Below are 23,177 nucleotides of genomic sequence, written 5' to 3'. Positions count from 1 at the left end.
CTCGCAATCCAAAGGTTCTTTGACTAGGGTTTTCCCGAATTATAGGGAAAACCCTAGGCTTTGGCCAGCATCGATCAAACAGTGCGTCGTTCGGTCGCCACAGTGCGCCGATTCTGTTCGAAAAAGGACCAGATCATCGCGCTCGCATCGGGGCCGATCGCCGCATGAAACGGCACGGCTTCGTCGCCGCCCGCCCATGCGTGATCGAGCCCTTTCACATGACAGAGGCGCACGATCGACTCGCCGTCGCGTCGCACATCGGTAATGTGGGCGCCTGCCACGCGCGTTTCCACACGCTCGCCGCCGCGCAGTGCGCCACGGCTGTCCGCGAGCCCGTTCACGCGCATGAACTGCACCGTCAGCTGATCCGCATTCTTCGGCGCGACGACATGGTCGCGGTCGCCCTGTACGATCAGCACGGGCATGCCCGGATACGCGGCCGCATCGACCAGCGTGTCGACCACCGCGGCCGGGTTCTCCCGCAGGCCTCGCCGCATCACATCCATCGCGCTGATGCCCGAATTCGCCTCGCCGAGCGCCGGGCCCGAGTGCAGGGCCGCCGCCGCAAAGCGCTCCGGGTGATGCAGCGCGACGAGCGCCGCGAGGCCTGCGCCGGCAGACAACCCGGCGACGTAGACGCGCGATGCGTCGAAGCCGTGCTCGTCGACGAGCGCGTCGACGAGCGACGCGACGGCATCCGCCTCGCCACGGCCCGCGCGATCGGTATCTTCGTACCAGTGCCAGCAGCCGTGGGCATGCGCGCGTAGCGACTGTTCGGGATACAGCACCGCGAAGCCGTGCTTGTCGGCCAGCAGGTTCATCCGGGTGCCCTGAGCGAACTCGTCGGCCGACTGCTGGCAGCCGTGCAGCATCACGACGAGCGGTAGCGCCCCGCGCCGGCGGCCAGGCGGAACGTAGAGCCCGTAAGCGAGCTGCTGGACCAGGCGGCCGATCGCGGGCGCCATCGGATGTTCGCCGCGCGTCCACTCGCCGGCCGCCCATGCAGCCGCGCGCGGCCGCACGCGCGATTCACGCGGCGGGGAAAGATCAGTAGCGCCGGGCGACGCCGCGGCCTCGAGCGTCTCGCGCGCGATACGCTGCGCGTCGCGCGCCGCACGCTTGGCTGCCGGCGACAGCATGCGTTTCATGCCGCCCAGCCATACCTTCGTCAGACTTTTGGTCATCGATCGGGCTCGCAGTCAGGAAAAAAGGGATACAGCAATCGGTGCATCATTCGACTTTGTGCAATGCACCATAACATTGTTTCTGGGATTTTTCCTGCACGCGGAGAGTTCCTCACGGCGCAAAAAAGGGCCTCGAGCACACGCGGCGCTATACTGGGGCCTGGCCGCTTGTATCCGTTGTAGTCGTTCTTCCCGGTTCGCGCGTTGATTTAAGCATTCGTCCCGCCTCTGTTCGCTCCCCTTCCGATGTTCGACCTGCCCTCTCACCTGTGGATCACGATCACCGCGTTCGGTGGCGCCGGCCTGACCTTGCCGCTCGCGATCACGATCGCCGTGTGGCTCGCGCTCGGCTATTCGTGGCAGCGCGCGGCCGCATGGCTCGGCGTGCTCGCCGCCGCGATCGGCGTCGTCGCGCTCACGAAGATCGCATTCCTCGGCTGGGGCGTGGGCATCCGCGCATGGGACTTCACGGGATTCAGCGGCCACGCGATGCTGTCGACATCGGTCTATCCCGTCGCGATCTTCCTCGCGCTGATCCGCACGCGCACGCCGGTGCGGATCGCCGGCATCGCGCTCGGGCTCGCGGCCGGCGTCGCGGTCGGCGTGTCGCGCGTCGCGCTCGACGCGCATTCGCCGTCCGAGTCGATCACCGGCTGCATCGTCGGCGCGATCGCCGCGCTGGCATTCATTGCGGGCTCCTGGCACGCGGTGCCGCACCGCTGGTCGGTGCCGGCGGTCGTCGCGAGCCTCGCGCTCGTCACGGTCGCGCTGCACGGCATCACGGTGCCGTCGCACCGCTGGGTCACGCGGGTCGCGCTGGAACTGTCCGGGCATGAACGGCCGTTCGTCCGCGCCCGCTGGAAAGCCAATCCGAATTACCGGCCGGCATCGCAGCCGTCGTCGCTGCACCGCACCGGATCGTCGCAGCCGTTGCTGCACGCGTGACGGGCCGCGCCCACTTCATTCCCGTCGTCTTTCAGGTCTGAAGATCTTCATGCACGCCGTCGCATGAACGGTATGTCGAGCGTTATAACCAGCCCTATATTACGATTACGGTTTCAACCATTCGAACGACCACACCATGCGCTCGACCGTCCGCCCGCTTCGCCGCACCCTGCTCCGACTGCTGCCGCTCACCGCGCTTGCCGCCGGCATCGCGTTCAGCGCGCCGGCATCCGCTGCCGACGAGCTCGTGGTGTCGGCGGCCGCAAGCCTGACGAATGCGTTCAAGGCGGTCGGCGATGCCTACCAGAAGCAGCATCCGGACACCAAGGTGCTGTTCAACTTCGGCGCGTCGGACGTGCTGATGCAGCAGATCGCCAAGGGCGCGCCGGCCGACGTGTTCGCATCGGCCGACCAGAAGGCGATGGATCGCGCGATCGGCGAAAAGGTCATCGTGCCGGGCACGCGCCGCGATTTCGCGGCGAACTCGCTCGTGCTGATCGTGCCTGCCGACAGCCACGCGCCCGCGCCGACGTCGCTGAACGACCTGACGGCACCCGGCGTGAAGCGGATCGCGTACGGCGACCCGGCGTCGGTGCCGGTCGGCCGCTACACGGAAGGCGCGCTGCGCGCGGCAGGCGTGTGGGACGCCGTCAGTGCAAAGGGCGTGCTGGCCGCCAACGTGCGCCAGAGCCTCGATTACGTCGCGCGCGGCGAAGTCGACGCGGGCTTCGTGTTCGGCACCGACGCGGCGATCATGCCGGGCCGCGTGAAGGTGGCCCTGACCGTGCCGACGCAAACGGCCATTACCTACCCGATCGCGGTGGTCAAGGACAGCCGCCATGCCGCACAGGCGCAGTCGTTCATCGATTTCGTCACGTCGCCGCAGGGCCAGGCCGTGCTGGCGACGTTCGGCTTCAAGCCCGCGGGCAAGTGAGCACGGCATGATGCAGGACGCCTGGGTACCGCTGCTGTTGTCGCTGAAGGTCGCCGGCTGGGCGACCGCGCTCGACATCGTGCTCGGCGTCGCCGCCGCGTTCATGCTCGCGCGCTGGCGCTCGCCGCTGCGCGACGTGGTCGATTCGCTGCTGACGCTGCCGCTCGTGCTGCCGCCGACGGTGCTCGGCTATTACCTGCTCGTGCTGCTCGGCCGACGCGGCGTGTTCGGCGCATGGCTCGACACGCTCGGCATCCAGCTCGTCTTCACGTGGCAGGGCGCGGTGATCGCATCGATGGTCGTCGCGTTTCCGCTGATTCTGAAATCGGCGCGCACGGCGTTCGAAAGCGTCGACCCGCATCTCGAGCGCGCGGCCCGCACGCTCGGGCTCGGCGAAGCCGCGGTGTTCTTCCGCGTGACGCTGCCGCTCGCCGCGCGCGGCATCCTGGCCGGCGCGCTGCTCGCCTTCGCGCGCGCGCTCGGCGAATTCGGCGCGACGCTGATGATCGCCGGCAACCTGCCCGGCCGCACGCAGACGCTGTCGGTCGCGATCTATGCGGCGGTGCAGGCCGGCGACGACAACACGGCCAACTTCCTCGTGCTGGTGACGTCGATCACCTGCGTGCTCGTGCTGCTCGCGACCGGCTGGCTCGTGCCGTCGCGCGCCGGGCGGAGCCAGTTGACATGACGCGCCCGCCGCATCCGTACCGCTGCACGTCGCGGGTCAAAGCTAAGCGCCTTCCGGTCGCACGTGCGGCGTCCCGCACGCGCGGCACGGCACGACGGAGGCCCGCATGAGCATCGCCGTCGACATCCGCAAGACCTACGCGAATGCGGAGCGCCGCTTCACGCTCGACGTGTCGTTTACGGCCCATACACAGCGCGTCGTGCTGTTCGGGCCGTCCGGCGCGGGCAAGAGCATGACGCTGCAGGCGATTGCCGGCCTGCTTGCGCCCGACGAAGGCACGATCGCGCTGAACGGCGAACCGCTGTTCGATTCCGCGCGCGGCATCGACGTGCCGGCCCGTGCGCGCCGCGTCGCGTACCTGTTCCAGGACTATGCGCTGTTTCCACACCTGAACGTGCGCCAGAACATCGCATTCGGGCTCACTCCCGGCCTGCGCAATCCGCGTGCGAAAGCCGTGCCGCCCGAAGTCGCGTACTGGCTGCAGGCGTTCGAACTCGACACGCTCGCCGGGCAATTCCCGTCGCAGTTGTCGGGTGGGCAGAAGCAGCGCGTCGCGCTGGCCCGCGCGCTGGTCGCGCAGCCGCGCATCCTGCTGCTCGACGAGCCGTTCGCGGCGCTCGACGGTGCGATGCGCCAGCGCATGCGCCACGAGCTGGCCGAACTGCAGGCGCGGCTCGATATCCCGATGGTGCTCATCACGCACGACCCCGACGACGTCGCCGCGTTCGGCGACCAGGTCGTGCAATTGAGCGAAGGACGCGTGCAGGCCGCCACGCCGCACGCCGAGTGGCCGACGCGCGTCACCTGATCGCGCAGACGCAGTGGCCAGAGCAGCCACGTTCGAACCTGAGAGAAGCCGCACTGGCGGCACAAGCGGAAAGCGGGATCGAAGCCGGCGCCTCGCGCATCGTGGGCGGCGCCGGTTTCGCCTCGTGTGCCCACGATCATCGCGGAGCGCGCCGCGCGCCGCGCCGCAGGGCCACCGCACCGCCTCGCGCGATCAGCCCGTCACCGCGAGAATCACGCTCGATGCCTTGAACAGCGCGATCGCACGCCGGCCGGCGTCGAGTTGCAACGCGCCGACGCTATCGTTCGTCACGACGGCCGTGAGCGTGCCACCGCCGTCGAGCACCAGCGTCACCTCGCTGTTCACCGCGCCCGCCGCGACGGTTTCGACCGTCCCGCGCAACTGGTTGCGCGCGGAAATCTTCAGAGAGGCTTCGGCTCCGCCTTCATCGTCGACGGCCAGCACGACCCACGACGCCTTCACGAGCGCGCACGCATCCGCACCCGGCTGCAGGCCGAGCGCCTCGGCGCTTTCGTGCGTCAGCACCGCGACGATCAGCTGCCCGCCGGGCAGCACGAGCGTGACCTCGTCGTTCACCGTGCCGCGCACGATCGACTCGACCTTGCCGAACAACTGGTTGCGCGCGCTCGTCTTCATCCCGATCCGGCCGATCAGGGCCCAGTCGACGTCGAAACCGGACACCGCCGCGCTCGCGGCGTCGATGAAGCGGCGATGCTCGCGCTCGATCGTGCGGAACGCGGCGATCAGCGACGTCGCGCGCGGCGTCAGCGTCGTGCCGCCGCCGCCCTTGCCGCCGGTCGAACGCGTGACGAGCGGCTCGCCGGCCAGGTTGTTCATCGTATCGATCGCGTCCCACGCGGCCTTGTAGCTGAGGCCGACGGCTTTCGCCGCGCGCGTGATCGACCCGGTGTCGCCGATCGCCGCGAGCAGCGCGATGCGGGTGGCGCCGCCGAGCGTCTGCGCGCCCGCGCGCAGCCACAGTTCGCCGCCCAGTTCGAGCGGTCCGGCGGAAGAGGAAGGAGGCGACGCGTCGCTCATCGGTCTGTCTGAAGAAAACGGGTGGCCATTATAGTGAGCGTGCGCCGCTCAACGCGGCGGCTTGCCGTCCAGCTTCGGCGGGCGCAGGCTCGCGAGCAGCGTCTCGGCGTCCCGCGCCGCGCGTTGTTCGAGCGCGGCACCGTAGCCGCGCACGAAACCGATCTGATAAGCGGGCGCCGCCAGTTGCTCGAGATGATGCAGCGCGACGATCGTGTCGTTCGCCTCGCCGAGCACGCTCTGCACGCGCGCGAGCGTCTTGACCGTTTCGTTGCGCGTGCGGCGCGAGGCCAGCGACGCGAAGAATTCGAGCGCGTAGCGCAGCCGCTTCGCGTCGATCCGCACCTGGTGCCGCGCAGCCGTGTCGAGCGACGTGAGCGACGGCGATGCATACAGGTGGCCGAACAGCCGCCGCACGCGCTTGGTTGCGTGACGTCGCAGCGGCGGTGCGTCGTCGTCGGCATCGGCCGGCGGCAGCGCGAGCGCGCTCAGCCACTCGAGCCAGCCGAGCGTCAGTCGCGCATAGCGCGCCGAATGCAGCGCCTGGCGTAGTTCGACGCGCGCGGCCGCCGCCTGTACGCGCGCGGCGTCGAGCGTGCCGTCCCAGTCTGCGCTGCCGCCGTCGGCCGCGATCAGCGCGGGCAGGCTCTCGGTCGAGAACACGTCCCAGTCGCGCACCGTGCCGAGCAGGGCCGCCAGCCAGCGCAAGTCGACACCGAACGTGTCCTGCCATCGATCGTCCGCGAAACGCGGGAAAAAGCGCATCAGCGTACGCAGCCGCCGCAGCGCGACGCGCATCTGGTGCACGAATTCTGGATCGTCGCGCTCGAGCACGCCGGCCTCGTTACCGAGCCATTGCGCGGCGATGTCGCCCGACAGCGCGAACAGTGCGGCCCGCTGCGTGCGGATGCCGGTCAGGTCGACGGGTTGCGCCTTGATCGGCCCGGCAACGGCTGGCTCGCCCGCGCACGCGCGATCGATCACGCTGGCCAGCTGCACGAACGCGGGCCATGCGCCGCTCAGCTCGCGTGCGGCGGCGAACAGCGCGCGCAACGCGGCCGTGCGCGCGGCGACGGTTTCCCAGTCGGGCGCCGCGAGCCGCAGCTCGACATGGCGGCGCGGCGGCTCGGTGCCGCCGTGCAGCGTGACGTCGTCGAGCGTCATCTCGACCACCACGCCGCTGTCGTCCGCCCAGCGCCCGCGCCGTCGCTCGCTGACGAGCCGCAACGGCGCCGGCGCGGACGTTGCGGCGAGCACCGCCTCATCGACGGCACCGGCCGTCACGCAATCGCCATCGCCCGTGGCCTGCGACGATTCCGCATCGGTGGCCTGCACAGGCGCGGGCGTGGCCACCGCAATGTCCGCATGCTCTGCATCGAACAGTTCGCGCTCCACGACGCCGGGCGCAAATGCCTTCGTGCGCGACGCGACGACCCGGCGCCCCTGCGCGGTCGATTCGATCCACGTCCACCAACACTCGCCGGGATTCGGCTCGGCTTCCTCGACCTGGCACGGCTCGATCGTCACGCGCTCGTGGCCGCGCCGCATCCGCACCTGCGGGCAAATCCGCCACGCGCGAACGAGTTCGGCGCCGAAGTCGCGGTGCTCGCCGCGGGCCCGGCTTCCCGCCTTGACCGGCCAACCTTCCAGCGACAGGCACAACACGATTTCCAGCACACGCGACATGGAGGCTCCCGCACATGAAGAATCGCCGGCGCATGATCCACGCCGGCGTCGCCAATGAAGCAGCTTCCATAGTACACGCCCCAAAAACGCGCAGGAAACGATCTGGCCCTGTCGCGCCTGTCGCGCATCAAAACGGCATATCAGACGACGTATTGCGCGATGCCGTTGCCGAACGACCAGTCCTCCTTCAGCACTTCGACGAGACTGATGAATACGTCCTGCGGCCGCACGCCGGGCTCCCGCGCGAGGTTCTCGGCGATGGTCCGGTACAGCGCCTGCTTCTGCTCGAGCGTGCGTGTGTTGTTCGCCGTGATCTGGATCATCACGAGATCGTCGCTGCGTTCGATGTCGAGGTAGTGGCGGCCGAACACGAAGTTCTCGGCCGAATGCTCGGTCACGACCATGAAGATGTCGTCCTCGGGCACGTTGAACGTGTGCATCAGCGCGCGATGCACGCCGTCGACGAGCGCCGCACGGTAGGCGGCCGGTTTGCCTTCGCGTACTGCGATACGGGTGAACGGCATGGTCTGCTCCTTTCGGTGACATGGAAAAAATGGAAACGCCACGTCAGATTAGGCGCGCAGAACTATAATGAACAGTCATTGTTCAATATTTCATTCATTTACATTTGAAATGAAAGTCCTCGACCTCGATGCGGTGCGGGCGTTCGTGCTGGTCGCCGATCTCGCGAGCTTCACGCGCGCCGCCGACGCGCTCGGCATCACGCAATCGGCCGTCAGCCTGAAGCTGAAGCGGCTCGAAGCGCACCTGGGCAAGCCGCTGCTCGCGCGCACGCCGCGCGTCGTCAAGCTGGCCGCCGACGGCGAGAACTTCCTGCCCGCCGCCCGCGCGCTGCTCGACGCGCACGATCACGCGCTCGGCGCGATTTCGGCCGGCACGCATCGTCTGTCGCTCGGTGTCAGCGAGCACGTCGCGGTGCCCGACCTGCCGGCCGTGCTGACGAGCCTGCACCGGCAGGATCCCGGGCTGTCGCTGGAAATGCATCTGGGGACGTCGACGAATCTGCTCGCGCAATACGACGAACGGCGCCTCGACGCAGCGATCGTGCGACACGAACCGGGCGAGGACCCGCCGCGCGACGACGGCACGCTGCTGTTCACCGAACCGCTCGCGTGGCTCGCCGCGCCCGACTGGACGCCCCGCGCCGGCGAGCCGCTGCCGCTCGCGGTGCTCGCCGGGCCGTGCGGCGTGCGGGCCGCCGCGCTGCGCGCGCTCGAGCATGCCGGGCGGCCGTGGCGCGAGCGATTCACGGGCGGCGGTGTCGCGGCGGTCACGGCGGCCGCCGCGGCCGGGCTCGCGGTCTGTCCGCTGGCCCGGCGCGTCGCGCCGCGCACGCTCGTCGACGTCGGCGCGAAATTCGGCTTGCCGCCGCTGCCGCACTCGCAGGTCGTGCTGTATTCGCGCGTGCGCGACGCCCGCGCGGCGGCCGCGCTGCGAAGGTTTTCCGACAGCCTTGCAATCTCGGCGTAAACTGACCGGTTTCGCCGTTCGCAATCCTCCGAAGAATTCCGATGAAGCCCGAAGCCCGCAAGCACCTCCGTGCCAACCTGCTGATGCTCGCCGCCGCCGCAATCTGGGGCTCGGCGTTCGTCGCGCAACGACTGAGCCTCGACGTGATCGGGCCGTTCCTGTTTACGGGGCTGCGCTTCCTGCTCGGTGCACTCGTGCTGATTCCGCTGCTGGCGTTCAACGCGGGCCCGCGCGCGCAACTCGCGGCGATTCGGCGCGAGCCGGCGCTGCTCGCGCCCGGCCTCGCGCTCGGCGGGCTGCTCGCCGTGTCGATCTCGCTGCAGCAATTCGGCCTTCAGTACACGCGGGTCGCGAACGCCGGCTTCATCAGCTCGCTGTATGTCGTGATCGTGCCGCTGATGGGCGTGTTCGTCCGCCACCGGATCGGCGCCGGCACGTGGTTCGGCGCGCTGCTCGCGGCGATCGGGCTGTACTTCCTGAGCATCGACGAGCATTTCTCGGTGCTCTACGGCGACTGGTTCCAGCTCGTGGGCGCCGTGATCATCGCAGCGCACGTGATGGCCGTCGGACATTTCGCGAAACGGCACGATCCGCTCGTGCTCGCGTTCCTGCAGTTCGTCGCGTGCGGCGCGCTCTGCCTCGCGGTCGGCCTCGCGATCGAGCCGGTCAGCGTCGCGATGCTGGGCAGCGCGCTGCCGACACTGCTGTACGGCGGGCTGCTGTCGGTCGGCGTCGGCTATACGCTGCAGGTCGTCGCGCAACGCGATGCAGCGCCCGCGCATGCGGCCGTGATCTTCAGCATGGAAGGCGTGTTCGCGGCCATCGCGGGCTGGGCCGCGCTCGGCGAGACGCTGACGCTGCGTGCGCTGCTCGGCTGCGCGCTGATGCTGGCCGGCCTGCTCGCGTGCCAGTTGCTGCCGAACGGCGACGCGCGGAAAAAGGACGAGGACGCGCTGCCGGCGTGACGCGCGCGATCCCTATAATGGCGGTTCGCGTGTCTTTCATGCCAACCGCTTCCGACAGGCCAGCTCCGTGACGCCCCATCCCGTCGATCCCGCCGCCGACCTCCTGCGCGAACGCGCAGCGCACTATGCCGCCGAAGCCGCGCTGTTCCTGCGCGACCAGGCGTTGTCCACCGCATCGCACGACCTGCGCAGCCCGCTGAACGCGATGCACAGCTGGGCGTATGTGCTCGAGCGCCAGCTCGCCAATGCCGACCCGAACCTGCAGCGCGCGCTCGCGGGCATCCGCGCGGGAATCGACCAGCAGGTCGCGCTGATCGACGACGTGCTCGACGCGCCGCGCGCGGCAACGCGCACGCTCGCGATCGCCGCGCAGCCGTTCGCGCTGCGCCCGCTGCTCGACGACACGCTCGCGCTGGTGCGCTTCGCGCTCGCCGACGCTCGGCAGGTGACCGTCGACGCGATGCTGCCCGACGGCGAGCCGTCGCTGAGCGCCGATCGCGAACGCATCGCGCAGGCGCTCTGGACGATGCTGACGACCGCCGTGGAAACCAGCGCCGCCGGCAGCCGCGTAACCTTCACGTGCACGCGCGACGGCGCGCTGTGCGCCGCGCGCGTCTCCTGCGACGTGAACGCCGGCGCGCTGGCCGATCCGGCGCTGCCGCACGTATTCGAGCCATTCGCCCGCCGCGAGATGCTGCGCGCGCGCGACGCGAAGCGCGTCGCGTGGACGCTCGCGCTCTGCCAGCGTGTCGCGCTCGCGCACGGCGGCTCCTTCACGCACACGCCGTTCGCCGACGGCTCCGCCGTCACCCTCTCGCTCTCCGTCCCCTGCGAGGCGCCGGTGTAAGCGATCGGCCGCCCGAATCATTACATTTCCCTTTCCGGCCCTATACTGATGGGCCTGTCATGACTGGAGCGATTCTTTGTTACAGATCTTCGCGCTCATCGGCGCGTTGTTCCTGGTGGCCCTCAACGGGTTTTTCGTCGCCGCCGAATTCGGCCTCGTCAAACTGCGCGCGACGCGCGTCAAGACACTCGCCCGCAAGCACGGGCTGCGCGGGCGCATCCTCGCGGTCGTGCACGGCCGGCTCGACGCGTATCTGTCCGCCTGCCAGCTCGGCATCACGCTCGCATCGCTCGGCCTGGGCTGGGTCGGCGAGCCGGCGTTCGCGGAACTGATCGGCCCGCTGCTCGACCTGATCGGCGTGCAGTCCGAACGCATCGTGCACCTGATCTCGCTCGTGTTCGCGTTCTCGCTGATCTCGTTCCTGCACATCGTGGTCGGCGAGCTCGCACCGAAATCGATGGCGATCCGCCAGTCGGAAAAGGTCGGCCTGTGGGTCGCGCTGCCGCTCTACGCGTTCTACTGGGCGATGTATCCGGCGATCTGGGTGCTCAACACCAGCGCGAACGCGGTGCTGCGGCTCGCGGGGCTGTCGGCCGACCATGGCGGCGATGCGCACTACTCGACCGACGAACTAAAGCTGATCCTGCGCAGCCGCCGCAGCGCGGGCAACACGGCTCAACCGGCGCGCGGCACGTACTCCAACGACGAGTGGAACACGCTCGCGCACTCGCTCGATTTTTCGTCGATGACGGTGTCGGACCTGATGCGGCCGGCGCACGAAATGATCGGCCTGCGCCGCGACCTGCCGCTGCCCGACAACATGGAGATCGTCGCGCGGCATCGCTTCAGCCGCTATCCGCTGTTCGAGGATGCGTCGCGCGAGCAGGTCAGCGGGCTGATCCACCTGAAGGACCTGCTGCTCGCGCGGCATGCCGGTGCGGCGCTCGAGGACCTGTCCGACTACGTGCGCCCGGTGCAGTACGTGAAGCCCGACACGCCCGCGCTGGAGCTGTTCCGCCGCTTCCGCAAGGGCGCACCGCACTTCGCGCTGGTCGGCAACAAGGGCCAGAAGCCGATCGGCTTCCTGACGCTCGACAACCTGCTCGGCGCGCTGGTCGGCCAGATTCACGACGAGTTCCGCCAGGGCGATGCGGACTGGAGCCGTCTCGACGACGGCACGCTGATGGGCAAGGGAAGCCTGCCCGTCGTGTCGCTCGAGCAGGCGCTCGGCATCGACATCGACGAAGGACGCGCGGAATCGGTCGGCGGCCTCGTGATCCAGGCGCTCAGCGATTTGCCGACCGAAGGGCAGCGCGTGTCGTTCGACCGCTTCGACGTCGTCGTGAAGAAGATGAACGGCCCGCGCATCGTCCTCGTGCGCGTCTATCCGAAGATCGCGAAGGAGGCCGACGAGTGACGGCCACCGCCCGCCGCGTGCGATGACGCCGACGCTGCCGCGCTGCTACGTGATCACGCCGGAGCCGACGTCCGCGTCGGCCGCGGATTGCCATGCATTCCTCGACAGGCTGTCGGCCGTGCTCGCGCGCGGCGAGACGCTCGTGCAGTTGCGCGTGAAGTCGCTCGATGCCGACGCGTTCGCGCGGCTGGCCGCCGATGCGCTCGCGCGCTGCAACGCGGCCGGCGCGCAACTGATGCTCAACGGACCGATCGACGCGGTGGGCGTGATGCAGTTCCACGGCGCGGGCTGGCACCTCGACGGCGCCGCGCTGCGCGCCGTCGCGCAACGGCCGCTGCCGGCCGCGCGCCGCATGTCGGCCGCATGCCACGCGGCCGACGATCTTGCGCTGGCCGCACGCGCGGGCGTGGATTTCGTCACGCTGTCGCCGGTGTTGCCGACACTCAGCCATCCCGGCGCGCCGACGCTCGGCTGGACACGCTTCGCCACGTTGGCCGCACAGGCCACGATGCCGGTCTATGCGCTCGGCGGCATGACGCGCGCGCATCTCGACGACGCGCGCCGCCACGGCGCGTACGGCGTCGCGGGCATTCGCAGCTTCTGGTGAATGTGCAGCGGGGCACGCCGGCCCCGCCAGTCCGCAGGCATCATGCGCGCGGAACGGGACGCATCGCACGCCATGCGTTGTCGCGAATCAGGCGCACGTCGTGCGTCAGCGCGTATTGGTTGACGTCACCCGTCAGCCACGCGACGAGCGAATACGGCGGCAGCTCCCCTTCATCGATCCGGTCGCGTGCGCGTGCCGGCGTCTCGAACACGACCTGCCCGCTCGGCGCATCGAACGGCACCGCGTCGGGCGACAGGTTCAATGCGATGGTCAGCGTCTCGTCATCGGCGAGCCGCCATGACGCAAGCAGCGCATCGGCGTCGCCGTCACCGCTCGCCTTCAGCGCGTGCGCGTCCTGCGGCCGGCAATCGGACAGGCGCGGCGCAATCAGCTTCGCGCGCACCGCGAGCGCCGACTGCACGAAATGCGCACGATCGGCATCGCGGGCGGTTTCATCGTAGACCAGCGGAATCTGCGGCGTGAGCAGCGAAAGTGCAAGCGCCGCGAGGCCGGGAGTCTGCTCGCGATCGCGATGCTCGCTCTCGCGCCATGCGCCATCGGACAACACCAGCGACGTGAGCGACAACCCTTCGGCGTGCGAACCGTCGCCCGCCGTGGCCGGCTGGAATGCCGCGCCTGCCGCGGTCAGCGCACGCGCGAGCGTGTGGATCGACTGGTGAGGCGAAATCCCTTCGTGCGCGGCCGCGTCGCGCCCCGTCAGCCGGTGCAGCGCGCGTTCTCCGCAACCGTTCCACTGCGCATCGAAATGCGTATCGGCCAGATGCACCGGATGACGCTCGCTGCCGAGCACGAGGTGGATCATCCGGTCGGCCGGCACGGCCGCACGCACGCGATCGGCGATCTCGCGCAGCCACGACGTGCCGATCCGGTCGGCCTCGCGCAACCGCAAGCCGTCGCAACGATATTCGTCGATCCAGTACAGCGCGTTGTCGCAGAAGAAGTCGCAAACCTCCGGATGGTCGAGGGCGAGCGGCGGCGCCTGCAGTGGATCGTCGCGCGTATGGAAGAACGGCGCCGCGTAATGGCGCAGCGCGTCGGTGCCGCTGCCGAAGCGTGCGTAGTCGAGCTCCAGCAGGACCGCGAGGCCGTAGCCGTGCGCATCGTCGATCAGCGCCTTCAGCGCGTCGGGGCCGCCCTCCGCCGCGAGCGGCGCGAACGGCAGGCTGTCGTGCGGCGACGCGAGCAATTCCAGCGCGGTCACGCCGAGACGAGCGAGCCGGGGCAATCGCCGGCGCACGCCGTCGAAGCCGCCCACCGCATGCGGGCGAATCGCGTACAACGCGATGTCTTCCCACGGACGTCCGCGCCAGAACGTGTTGCGCCAAGTGAACGCGCGTGGATCGACGACCTCGCTCGGCCCGTTGAGCCCGTCCGGCTGCGAACGCGATGCGGGATCGGGAATCGACGTGACGTCGTCCAGCCGGTAACGATAACGCGTGCCCGCACCGCATTCGACGAATGCTTCGAACCAGTGCGGACCGGCCGCCGCCATCGGGACGAGCGCGGGGCCCATGCCCGTATCGAATTCGAGTTGAACGTGCGTGCTGCCGGGCGCCCATACGCGGAAATGCGTGCGCGGCGACGTGCCGAGCGCGCCACACGGCTGCGCGCCGAACGGCAGGCAGTGAATGTAGTGCTGCGCATACGGATCGTGCGGACAATCTGACATCATGCGCTCCTCGTGCGTGCCGAGCGGCATGGCCGCGCGTCGGCGCGGCACATCGGACCCGGCATGCGACGGCCAGGCAGGGGGGAAGAAAAGTATGCGCCGGTTTCGCGGCCGCGACGCACGGAATCTTCACATTTTTAAATGCGAATCGACCCCGGCGGCGTTTGCGCGCAGCGCACGCCGAGTCGGGTAGTTCGCATACCGGAATGTCCGCTCGCCTTGTTGCGCGGCCGGCCCGCGCTTACGCTCGGGGCGAAGCGCGTGGACGCCCCGTCCGCGCCGGCACCCGCACCGAGGAAATCCGTCATGTCGCTCCCCGCCAGCGCCGCGAAGTTCGATCCGGCACGCGCGCACGAATACGCCGAACAATCCCGCATCGCGCTCGCCGGCTACGACGCGTGCCACGAACTTGCCGCGTGCATGCTTGCTTCGGCGATCGCCGCGCCCGACGCGCGGCTCCTCGTCGTCGGTGCAGGCGGCACCGGACAGGAAATCTGCGTGCCCGCCGCGCTGGAACCCGGCTGGCAGTTCACGGCCGTCGATCCATCCGCACCGATGCTCGCGCTCGCGCGTGCCAACGTCGAAGCGGCGGGTTTCGCCGCACGCACGCAATTCGTCGAGGCCGGCGTCGACGCGCTGGCCGATGAGCGTGCGTTCGACGGCGCGACGCTGATCGGCGTGCTCCATCACGTCCCCGGCGACGCGGCGAAAGCCGCGCTGCTGGATGCGATCGCGCGACGCGTAAAGCCCGGCGCACCGCTCGTGATCGCGGGCAACCATCGCCGCTACGCGGAGCACCCTCGCCTGCTCGACGCATGGCAGCAGCGCTGGCGGATGAAGGGCGCGACGCCCGACGCCGTGCGCGCGCAGCTTGCGAAAATCCTGCAGGGCGCCGATCCGCCGGCTGACGAGGAAGCCGTATTCGCGTTGCTGCGCGATGCGGGTTTCGATGCACCGCTGCGCTTTTTCTCGAGCCTGTTCTGGGGCGCGTGGATCGCGGTGCGGCGCGGTGCGTGACGATGCGAAACGGCGCGACGCGGCAGCTTCGGCGCGGCCGACATCCGGATCTGCTTCCCGCGCGAAGCCACGATGGCGCGCGGCGACGGCGGCACGCGCCAGGCGATCGCGCGCGTTCTTCGGCGATCCACGCGCGGCCCGGCCGGCCGCCGCATGCGCGGCTCAATTCGTCCGCTTCAGCTCAACAACCCTGCCGCGACGTTGATCGACAGCCCGAGCACGGCCATGTTGAAGTAGAACGACAGAATCGACTGCGCGAGCACCGCGCGCCGGGCGGAGCGGTTCGCGAGCGACACGTCGGCCGTCTGCGACGCGACCGCGAGCGTAAACGCGAAATACAGGAAATCCCAGTAATCGGGCTCGGGATTGCGATCGGGGAACCGCAATGCGCGATCGCCGCTCGGCGAGCCGTAATAAAGCCGCGCATAGTGCAGCGTGAAGATCGTCGGAATCAGGAACCATGCGCCGAACAGCGTCGCGCCCGTGATCGCGTAATGGCCGAGCCCGGCGCGAAAGCCGACGTTCTTCGCGGTGGCGAGTTCGATCGCGATCGCGGCGACACTCGCGACCGTCGCGATGCAGATGACCGTCAGTACCGTCGTCGCATTCTCGTCCTCGCGGATCGCGATCTCGCGCACCTGGTGATGATGCGCGCTGACCATGCGCACCCACATCAGCACTAGATACAGCCAGATCGTGCAATCCCAGCCGATCAGCGCACGCGCGGTCGGCCTCAACTGCAACGGCAGCAGCACCGCGCACAGCACGCCCACGGCCAGGGCGGCGACCATGCGCGGCCGGTTGCGTAATACCTGCGGATAAAGCGTCATCGTACGATTCCGAAAGCGGATGGAAAGGATTCGCCGGCGTGCGAACGGCCCGTTGCACGGCGCCGTGCGGTACCGCCCCGATTATCGCCATTCCTGCGTGACGTTGCGATGGGCGCGAGCGCCTAAGATATCGGGATGACTCCCGTCCTCTGCCACCACCCCGCGAACACGGCCGGCCGCGACTTCGTCGTCGGCGATCTGCACGGTTGCGTGGATGTGCTGCGCGCGCTGCTGCACGACATCGGCTTCGACGCGGCTCGCGACCGGCTCTTCTCGGTCGGCGATCTCGTCGATCGCGGCCCCGCGTCCGAAACGGCGCTCGAGCTGCTGGACCGCCCGTGGTGCCACGTGGTGCGCGGCAATCATGAAGAAGTACTGAGCCTCGTGTCGCGCGGCAAGCTGTCGCCCGACGCGTGGCGCGGAATCGGCGGCGACTGGGGCGCCGATCTCCCGCCGGAACGGCTCCACGCGCATGCGGCGCGCGTCGACGCGCTGCCGCTCGTGCGCGTGATCGGCGACGGCCCCGCGCGCTTCAACGTGCTGCATGCGGAATTCTTCGGCACGGACGCCGAACTGGACACGGGCAGCTATTCGCCCGAGGTGCGCGAGCGGCTGATCTGGGGGCGCGACCTGGTGCAGGGCCTCGCCGACCCGGGCCGGCAAGCCGGCCTGTCGCTCACCTGCACCGGCCACACGCCGGTGCGCGCGCCGCAGCGTATCGGCGCGCAATGGTTCATCGACACCGGCGCGTTCGCGCCGTCCGGACGCCTGACGATCGTGGAGCCGCGCACGGGCGAGACGTGGTCGCTCACCCAGGCCGATGCGCGCGCGCGTCACGCGGGCGACCTGCCGCTGCCTTGATGCCTGTCGCCCGTGACGGGCCTCGAACCGGCAGCGCGCCGGGCGGGCGCGACACGCACGCGTGCGCGCGGGCGGTGGACCCGGCGCGCACGCTGGCTAGCCAACCTGATTCAGCTCGAACACCGCATCGATCGCGAAACCGTTCCAGTTGTATTCGAGATATGCCGCGTGATGACAATCGCGCAGCAACGTCGTGCGAAACGCCGCGAGACACTCGCCGCGCGGGTCGCGCACCGACGGATAGACGATCCCCGCGCCGCCCGCATTGCGCACCGCGCGGCCGAGCGCCTGCCCGGCGCTGTAGTCGAGCGGATCGAGCAGCCCCGGGCTGCGCTGCGGCCACGCGCGCACGTCGGCGACTTCGCCCTGCGCGTACACCGTGTACAGCCGCATCTGCTGGCGCATCGGCGCCTCCTTCGTCGCGGCCAGGAACAGCCCGCTGTGATAGCGCGTCTCGGCGATCGCCGTATCGCGCGAGCGCGCGCAGTAGAACACGCCATAGCTGCCGTCGGAAAAGCGGCTGCCTTGCGGATTGAGATGCGTGAACGCGGCCATGATCGGCCCCCAGCCGGGGCCGTAGCGACGCTCTGCCGGCGGCACGAGTTCGAGCGTGCCGACTTCGTTGCGGATGCGGTCGTTGGTCAGCGACTCGAGCGCATAAAGCGCGTCGAAATCCTCGGCGGCCGCGACGCGGTCGAACAGGTTGATGGCCGGAAAACGGGTGGGAATGACGCGATAGGCAGGCGCCCAGTCGACGACGGTCGTCGGCCAGGGGCGTATTTCTTCGATCGGCATCGTCACGCCCAGCCACCCCGCATCGCATCGAGATATTGACGGACGGCAACCAGGTCGCCGACGTTGCCCGCGAGCATGCGGTCGAGCGCGCGCTTGCCGCCGAACGGCGCGGCATCGTTGGGCCGCTTGACCCAGGTGTCGGCCGCCGCAGGCTGCGGCAGCAGGATCTGCAGCGCCTTGTAGATGCCGAGCAGCAGCGATAGCCGCTCGAGCGTATCGCGCGGCAGGCGCGCCGATTCCGGCGCGGCCTTCCACTTGAAGAACGTCGAGCGGCCGGGCGATCCGAGCAGCACGATCTGTTCGTCGATCGTCAGCTCCCAGTCGCGCGCGATATTGAAGAACGCGCGCAGGCCGGCCGCCGACATCTGCGCGACCGACGCCTGCCGCGGGGCGGAATGCGGATTGAAGGCGGGCTGTGACATGATCGTTAGTCTCGAAACGAATTTACTAACAAGATTAGTCCATTTCCGTATTTTTGCAAGGGTCGTCCCCCGTGGTGTCGACCTTCCTCCGAAGAATCGATATTTTTTGTCCATTCTGGACTGCGATTTTATTTTCTGCGTTAATGACCGTGCGGACAGCGCGGCGGGACGCGATGCGTCTCCGCCGCGACCGTATCGCCCGGAACCGGATAGACCACGCCAAGGAACCACCATGAAGAGACTGATTGCCGCCGTTTCGATCGCCCTGCTCGCGGTATCGGCAGGCCCCGCCGTCGCGAAGGACTGGACCACGCTGCGCTTCGGCACCGACGCCAGCTACGCGCCGTTCGAATCGAAGGCGCCCGACGGCAAGCTCGTCGGCTTCGACATCGACCTCGGCAACGAGATCTGCGCGCGGCTAAAGGCGAAGTGCGTGTGGCTCGAGAACGATTTCGACGGCATGATCCCGGCGCTGAAGGCGAAGAAATTCGACGCGGTGCTGTCGTCGATGTCGATCACGCCGCAGCGCGCCGAGCAGATCGGCTTCACGACGAAGATCTACAACCAGCCGACGCGCCTCGTCGTGAAGAAGGGCTCGCCGCTGCTGCCGACGGCTGAATCGCTGAAGGGCAAGTCGATCGGCGTCGAACAGGGCACGACGCAGGAAGCGTATGCGAAGGCGTACTGGGCGAAGCAAGGGGCGAACGTCGTGTCGTACCAGAACCAGGACGGCGTGTACGCGGACCTGACGGCGGGCCGCCTCGACGCCGCGCTGCAGGACGAGGTGCAGGCCGCGATCGGCTTCCTGAAGTCGCCGCGCGGCGCGGGCTACCAGTTCGTCGGGCCCGAACTCGTCGACGAGAAGGTGCTCGGCATCGGCGCGGGCATCGGGCTGCGCAAGGAAGACACCGACCTGAAGGCGAAGATCGATCGCGCGATCCTCGACATGGTCAAGGACGGCACGTACAAGCGGCTCGCGTCGAAGTACTTCGACTTCGACATCTACGGCGGCTGAAGCGGCGCCGCGCGCGCACGGGTGCGATAACCGTCGCGCGCGGACCGACCGCCCCTCCCCCTGCCCGCCGGACGACGACGCCTCCCTGACGTTCGCCGCCGCGCCGGTTCATCGTCCGACTCGCGCATCGGACGTCGCACATCATTCGCATTGCAGACGGAACGCCTGCGCTGGCGACCGCAGGCGCTCGACGTCGTCAATAAGCGAAGATCGGGCGCCGGGGGACCGGTGCCCGCGTGCACATCCCCATGCGGATCGGGTTGGCGAGCAGGAAAGTGCCGGCCCGGCGCGGATGACCGGGTATCAGCCGGATCCGCCTCGCACCGGGCGCGGAGAGATGGCCTGTCGACGCATGCCGGCCGGCGGAAAGTTGCGCGGTCGACCGGCGATGGGCCGAATCACTGCGATCGCGGCCTGCGGGCCGCGGCGTGTGGCGATCGTTCGTCATTTTTCTACCCCGTGTTCTCCGTAGCTTGTACCGGCGACCGGACACAGCCGGTGCCCCGACGATCTGTCGATGACGGCCCATGCCGTGGCGAACGGGCCGTGCTGCCCGTGCGCGCGGTCATCCCCGTGGACTGCGTCCTTGCCGGTTCTCGCAGGATTCGTTGCCGAACCGGCCGGACGCCACGTCGTCGACTTTCGCCACTCGAACTGCGCAAGGAGCGGGCCAGCTTCGCTACGGGTCGGCCGCACAAGGCTTTCGTCGGACAAGCCCGTGGCCGGGACGGGCGCAACCGGCCGGACGTTGCGAAACTGAAACATGCCGCGCGCAGGCGGGCACGTTCGTGAGGCGGCAACGCCTTGCGGGACAAGGCGCGCGGACGATGAGGAAAATTTTCCCGGCACGGGCGGCATGCCGCCACGCGGGTTTCACGGGTCGATTCGGGCGGCCGCCGGCGGGAAACGTTTCACGCGCTTTACATGGTGCCGGACACGCCCGTCAGCGGCGCGCGCGAGCGCCTCCGTGCCGCCGTTCAGCCGACTCGCTGATGGTCGGCGTCGTCGGGCGGTGCGCCGTCCTTTCCGCCGTTGTCGCCATTGCCGTCGTGATCGTTGAGCCCGTGCTCGATCATCATCCGGTAAAGCGTGACGCGCGAGATACCGAGCTCGGCGGCGGCCTTGTTGATCCGGTGATCGTTGCGCAGCAGCGCGTTTTCGATCGCGGTGCGCTCGGCGAGCGACCGCGCCTGCTCGAGCGTCACGGGGTCCGTTTCGCCCGGGATCTCGAGCCCGAGATCGTGCGGCGTCAGCAGCCGGCTCTCGGCCATCACGATCGCGCGGCGCACCCGGTTGATCAGCTCGCGCACGTTGCCGGGCCACTCGTAGCGGCGCATGGCGTCGAGCGCGGCCGACGTGAAGCCGCTGATCTTGCGGCCGCTGTCGGCCTTGTATTTCTGCAGCACGTAATGCGCGAGGATGTCGATGTCCTTGCCGCGCGCGCGCAGCGGCGGCTCGTGAATGCGCAGCACGCAGAGCCGGTGGTAGAGATCCGCGCGGAAGCGTCCGGCCTCGACGGCGCCGTCGAGATCCACGTGCGTCGCCGAGATGATCCGCACGTCGACCGGAATCGACTCCTGGCCGCCGAGCCGTTCGATCTTCCCTTCTTGCAGGAAGCGCAACAGGCTCGCCTGGCTTTCGACCGGCATGTCGCCGATTTCATCGAGAAACAGCGTGCCGCCGTTCGCGGATTCGATCCGGCCCGCGCGACGCTGGTTCGCGCCGGTGAATGCGCCGCGCTCGTAGCCGAACAGTTCCGACTGCAGCAGGTGATGCGGAATCGCGCCGCAGTTGATCGCGACGAACGGCCCCTTGCCGCGCACCGAGCGCTCGTGGATCGCGAGCGCCGTCAGCTCCTTGCCGGTGCCCGACTCGCCGGAGATGAACACGCTCGCATCGGTTTTCGCGACCTTGCGGATCGTGCTGAACAGTTGCTGCATTGCTTCGCAGTTGCCGATCATCCCGTGCTCGCCGATCGACGCCGCGTACGCCGCGCCGTCGACGCGATCGAGCGCGGCCATCCCGCGCGCATGGCCGAGCACGTGCGAAATCCATTCGTACGGCAACGGCAGCGTCACGTAATCGAAACAGTAGCTGCGAATCAGTTCGCGCACGGCAGCGGTGATCGTGATGCCTGCCTGCGCAACGGAGATCCAGCCGATCGCCGGCTGGCTCAGGCACGCCTTCAGCGCGGGATAGTCGCGCGACGTGAAGCCCGAGAAATCGATGAGCCCGGCCGCGACGTTCACGCCGGACGTCATGTTCTGCGCGGCGCCGGCCGTCTTCGCGACGGAGATGTCCCAGCCGAGGCCGCGCAGTTGCGCCAGCAACGGCTCGTCCGGCGAACGCATGATCACGAACAGCTTGCGTCCGGCCTCGGGGGCGGTAACGGACACGAGCGGCGTCTCGGACGCCGCCGTCCCGCTTGCGTCGGATGACCTTGCAACCATCGTTGTTCCCCGCTTGGCGTTGGTATCGTGCGCCGGCTCGCCGCCGCATCCGAAGGACCTCGATCGAACCGACATATTGGCCGCATTTCCGTCCGAATAAAATCCCCCCGGGCAATAATCGCGCGCCGGGCGGATCCTTTCATGAACGGTATATCGGTGCCGCCGATGCGCGGCTAGATGGGTGATATCCCGGTGGCGAAAACCGTGCGAAAACGCGGTCGTACGCGTATCGGGCGCGCGAAGCCGCGCCGGTGCGGGCGCGCCGGTGCGACATGCGACACATGGAAGGTGGAATCGAACCGGCGGCGGGCACCAACGCGGCACGGGCGGCGGCACCGGCACGCGCTCGCGCAATCGTTTCCCGCTTGACGCCTGTCAATCGTCGGAAGAAGCCGGGTTGATGCACGAACGCAACACGTGCCGCGCGGCGCGGCGGCGTCAGCGCCCCGACGCGAGCGGCGCGAGTGCGTTGGCGCGGCCGCGGCCGGCCGACGCGCCGTCGTGTTCGCCGTAGGCGGCGACGAGCGCGTCGACGCGCGCGAGGTGGTGGCGGTTGTCGTGGTCCCACGGATGGAACCCCGGCCGGAAAAAGCTCAGCCACTCACGCGCGATGCGCGGGAACAGCCCGCGGCGCGGCCCGTAGAGGAATGCAATCATGCGCAGCATGCCGCGCACGCGATGCCTGATGTCGCGATCGCGCGACAGCAGCGTCATATGGATCAGGAACACGGTCGGCCAGAAGGTCAGCGTCGTCAGCAGATACACGCCGATGCGGATCAGGTAGCGGCGCGGGCCCGGCTTCATCACGGCGTTCCATACGTCGTAGGACACGGCCTTGTGCTCGGTTTCCTCGAGCGCATGCCACAGCCACATCTGCCGGTAGCCTTCCACCGAGCCGTCCAGGCGCGTCGGGTCGCGCAGCAGCCAGTCCGCGAGCATCGCCGTGTAATGTTCGGCGGCGACCGTGTGCGCGAGCTGCACCGAATGCGGCAGCGTGCGCTTCGCGAAGCCGAGCACCGTCCATACGCGCTTGTCGAGCTTGCGCGCGGGCAGGCGGTTGGCCTGCATCAGCTCGTTGTACTCGACGTGCTCGCGCGTATGCATCGCTTCCTGGCCGATGAAGCCGAGCACCTGGCGCTTGAGCACCGGATCGTCGATCCGGTCGCGATAATTGCGCACCGAATCCATGAAAAAGCGTTCGCCGGCCGGAAACAGCAGCGACAGCGCATTGAAGAAGTGGGTCACGTGCGGGCCGAGCCCGTTCCAGTCCTTCGCGCGTTCGACCGGCAGGTCGAAGCGCAGGTCGCGGCGCACCGGCATCACCTCGGCCGCGGTGGCGGAAGCGGCTGACTTCATGTTCGTCGTTCTCCTGGTTTTCGGCGGCCCCGGCAGCCTTCGCGGCCTGGTCGGCGCGGCCCGGGCAGCACATCGCGCAACGCCGAAATCTTGACATCGATAACTGTAAAGATAGGCGCCGGCCGGCGCCGCGC

General features: G+C 68.8%; 22 protein-coding genes. 12 read left to right on the top strand and 10 right to left on the bottom strand.

Features of this window, described 5'->3' with window-relative positions; all coding sequences use genetic code 11:
* Positions 1–74 precede the first annotated feature (74 nt).
* Positions 75–1,184, bottom strand: coding sequence for an extracellular catalytic domain type 1 short-chain-length polyhydroxyalkanoate depolymerase (locus tag HW466_RS16955; protein ID WP_059503590.1), 1,110 nt, complete (start codon positions 1,182–1,184; stop codon positions 75–77).
* 246 nt (positions 1,185–1,430) lie between these two features.
* Here HW466_RS16955 and HW466_RS16950 point away from each other — a divergent pair, with 246 nt between their 5' ends.
* The 4 genes from HW466_RS16950 to HW466_RS16935 all read left to right on the top strand — a co-directional run bounded on the left by HW466_RS16950 (position 1,431) and on the right by HW466_RS16935 (position 4,559).
* Positions 1,431–2,129 carry a phosphatase PAP2 family protein gene (locus HW466_RS16950; RefSeq protein WP_059450738.1) on the top strand — a complete coding sequence of 233 codons (699 nt, stop codon included), beginning with the start codon at positions 1,431–1,433 and terminating at the stop codon, positions 2,127–2,129.
* Between the two features lie 136 nt (positions 2,130–2,265).
* Complete coding sequence (gene modA / locus HW466_RS16945) at positions 2,266–3,063, top strand: molybdate ABC transporter substrate-binding protein (RefSeq protein WP_059503592.1); 798 nt, start codon at positions 2,266–2,268, stop codon at positions 3,061–3,063.
* Between the two features lie 10 nt (positions 3,064–3,073).
* Positions 3,074–3,751 (top strand): molybdate ABC transporter permease subunit, encoded by a 678-nt coding sequence (gene modB, locus HW466_RS16940; protein WP_059450865.1) that lies wholly within the window; start codon positions 3,074–3,076, stop codon positions 3,749–3,751.
* Positions 3,752–3,857: 106 nt separating this feature from the next.
* Entirely contained in the window at positions 3,858–4,559 is a 702-nt protein-coding gene (locus HW466_RS16935; RefSeq protein WP_151006710.1) for a sulfate/molybdate ABC transporter ATP-binding protein, read from the top strand.
* A 192-nt stretch (positions 4,560–4,751) separates the two neighbouring features.
* Here the strand turns inward: HW466_RS16935 and HW466_RS16930 are convergent, their stop codons facing one another.
* The 3 genes from HW466_RS16930 to HW466_RS16920 all read right to left on the bottom strand — a co-directional run bounded on the left by HW466_RS16930 (position 4,752) and on the right by HW466_RS16920 (position 7,804).
* On the bottom strand, positions 4,752–5,597 hold the full coding sequence (locus tag HW466_RS16930) for a TOBE domain-containing protein (RefSeq protein WP_151006708.1): 846 nt from the start codon (positions 5,595–5,597) through the stop codon (positions 4,752–4,754).
* Positions 5,598–5,645: 48 nt separating this feature from the next.
* Positions 5,646–7,280, bottom strand: coding sequence for a CHAD domain-containing protein (locus tag HW466_RS16925; protein WP_174905931.1), 1,635 nt, complete (start codon positions 7,278–7,280; stop codon positions 5,646–5,648).
* Between the two features lie 140 nt (positions 7,281–7,420).
* Positions 7,421–7,804 (bottom strand): tautomerase family protein, encoded by a 384-nt coding sequence (locus tag HW466_RS16920; protein WP_151006993.1) that lies wholly within the window; start codon positions 7,802–7,804, stop codon positions 7,421–7,423.
* A 109-nt stretch (positions 7,805–7,913) separates the two neighbouring features.
* Here HW466_RS16920 and HW466_RS16915 point away from each other — a divergent pair, with 109 nt between their 5' ends.
* The 5 genes from HW466_RS16915 (at position 7,914) to HW466_RS16895 (ending at position 12,607) form a co-directional block, all read left to right on the top strand.
* Complete coding sequence (locus tag HW466_RS16915; protein ID WP_059770385.1) at positions 7,914–8,771, top strand: LysR family transcriptional regulator; 858 nt, start codon at positions 7,914–7,916, stop codon at positions 8,769–8,771.
* A 41-nt stretch (positions 8,772–8,812) separates the two neighbouring features.
* Positions 8,813–9,736: a DMT family transporter gene (locus HW466_RS16910; RefSeq protein ID WP_059450731.1), complete on the top strand. Its 924-nt coding sequence runs from the start codon at positions 8,813–8,815 to the stop codon at positions 9,734–9,736.
* A gap of 67 nt (positions 9,737–9,803) precedes the next feature.
* A complete protein-coding gene (locus tag HW466_RS16905; protein WP_174905671.1) occupies positions 9,804–10,583 on the top strand; it encodes a sensor histidine kinase in 780 nt (259 codons plus the stop codon).
* Between the two features lie 76 nt (positions 10,584–10,659).
* Positions 10,660–12,000 (top strand): hemolysin family protein, encoded by a 1,341-nt coding sequence (locus HW466_RS16900; RefSeq protein ID WP_059770389.1) that lies wholly within the window; start codon positions 10,660–10,662, stop codon positions 11,998–12,000.
* Positions 12,001–12,022: 22 nt separating this feature from the next.
* Positions 12,023–12,607, top strand: a complete 585-nt coding sequence (locus tag HW466_RS16895; RefSeq protein WP_174905670.1) for a thiamine phosphate synthase — start codon at positions 12,023–12,025, stop codon at positions 12,605–12,607.
* A gap of 40 nt (positions 12,608–12,647) precedes the next feature.
* Here the strand turns inward: HW466_RS16895 and HW466_RS16890 are convergent, their stop codons facing one another.
* Positions 12,648–14,297, bottom strand: a complete 1,650-nt coding sequence (locus HW466_RS16890; RefSeq protein WP_060128477.1) for a DUF3459 domain-containing protein — start codon at positions 14,295–14,297, stop codon at positions 12,648–12,650.
* A gap of 306 nt (positions 14,298–14,603) precedes the next feature.
* Between HW466_RS16890 and HW466_RS16885 the strand changes: the two genes are divergently transcribed.
* Positions 14,604–15,314, top strand: a complete 711-nt coding sequence (locus HW466_RS16885) for an SAM-dependent methyltransferase (RefSeq protein WP_151006589.1) — start codon at positions 14,604–14,606, stop codon at positions 15,312–15,314.
* Between the two features lie 176 nt (positions 15,315–15,490).
* Here HW466_RS16885 and HW466_RS16880 read toward each other — a convergent pair whose 3' ends face one another.
* The gene (locus HW466_RS16880; protein WP_059450726.1) at positions 15,491–16,144 is read right to left on the bottom strand and encodes a DUF1345 domain-containing protein; all 654 of its coding nucleotides are present in this window, start codon (positions 16,142–16,144) and stop codon (positions 15,491–15,493) included.
* Between the two features lie 135 nt (positions 16,145–16,279).
* On the opposite strand from HW466_RS16880, the gene HW466_RS16875 reads away from it, so the two are divergent.
* Positions 16,280–17,005 carry a metallophosphoesterase gene (locus tag HW466_RS16875; protein ID WP_059503610.1) on the top strand — a complete coding sequence of 242 codons (726 nt, stop codon included), beginning with the start codon at positions 16,280–16,282 and terminating at the stop codon, positions 17,003–17,005.
* Between the two features lie 96 nt (positions 17,006–17,101).
* On the opposite strand, the gene HW466_RS16870 is transcribed toward HW466_RS16875, so the two are convergent.
* Positions 17,102–17,800 carry an RES family NAD+ phosphorylase gene (locus HW466_RS16870; protein WP_059542719.1) on the bottom strand — a complete coding sequence of 233 codons (699 nt, stop codon included), beginning with the start codon at positions 17,798–17,800 and terminating at the stop codon, positions 17,102–17,104.
* Between the two features lie 2 nt (positions 17,801–17,802).
* Positions 17,803–18,222: an MbcA/ParS/Xre antitoxin family protein gene (locus tag HW466_RS16865; protein WP_059450723.1), complete on the bottom strand. Its 420-nt coding sequence runs from the start codon at positions 18,220–18,222 to the stop codon at positions 17,803–17,805.
* A gap of 232 nt (positions 18,223–18,454) precedes the next feature.
* On the opposite strand from HW466_RS16865, the gene HW466_RS16860 reads away from it, so the two are divergent.
* Positions 18,455–19,237 (top strand): ABC transporter substrate-binding protein, encoded by a 783-nt coding sequence (locus HW466_RS16860; protein WP_034194975.1) that lies wholly within the window; start codon positions 18,455–18,457, stop codon positions 19,235–19,237.
* 977 nt (positions 19,238–20,214) lie between these two features.
* Here HW466_RS16860 and HW466_RS16855 read toward each other — a convergent pair.
* The gene (locus tag HW466_RS16855) at positions 20,215–21,687 is read right to left on the bottom strand and encodes a sigma-54 dependent transcriptional regulator (RefSeq protein ID WP_151006211.1); all 1,473 of its coding nucleotides are present in this window, start codon (positions 21,685–21,687) and stop codon (positions 20,215–20,217) included.
* Positions 21,688–22,125: 438 nt separating this feature from the next.
* On the bottom strand, positions 22,126–23,043 hold the full coding sequence (locus HW466_RS16850; RefSeq protein ID WP_059503616.1) for a metal-dependent hydrolase: 918 nt from the start codon (positions 23,041–23,043) through the stop codon (positions 22,126–22,128).
* Positions 23,044–23,177: the final 134 nt, after the last annotated feature.

Source organism: Burkholderia territorii (assembly GCF_902833055.1).
Lineage (GTDB): Bacteria > Pseudomonadota > Gammaproteobacteria > Burkholderiales > Burkholderiaceae > Burkholderia > Burkholderia territorii.
The sequence above is the reverse complement of the archived record's forward strand: the minus strand, read 5'-3'. Positions and strand labels throughout refer to the sequence as shown.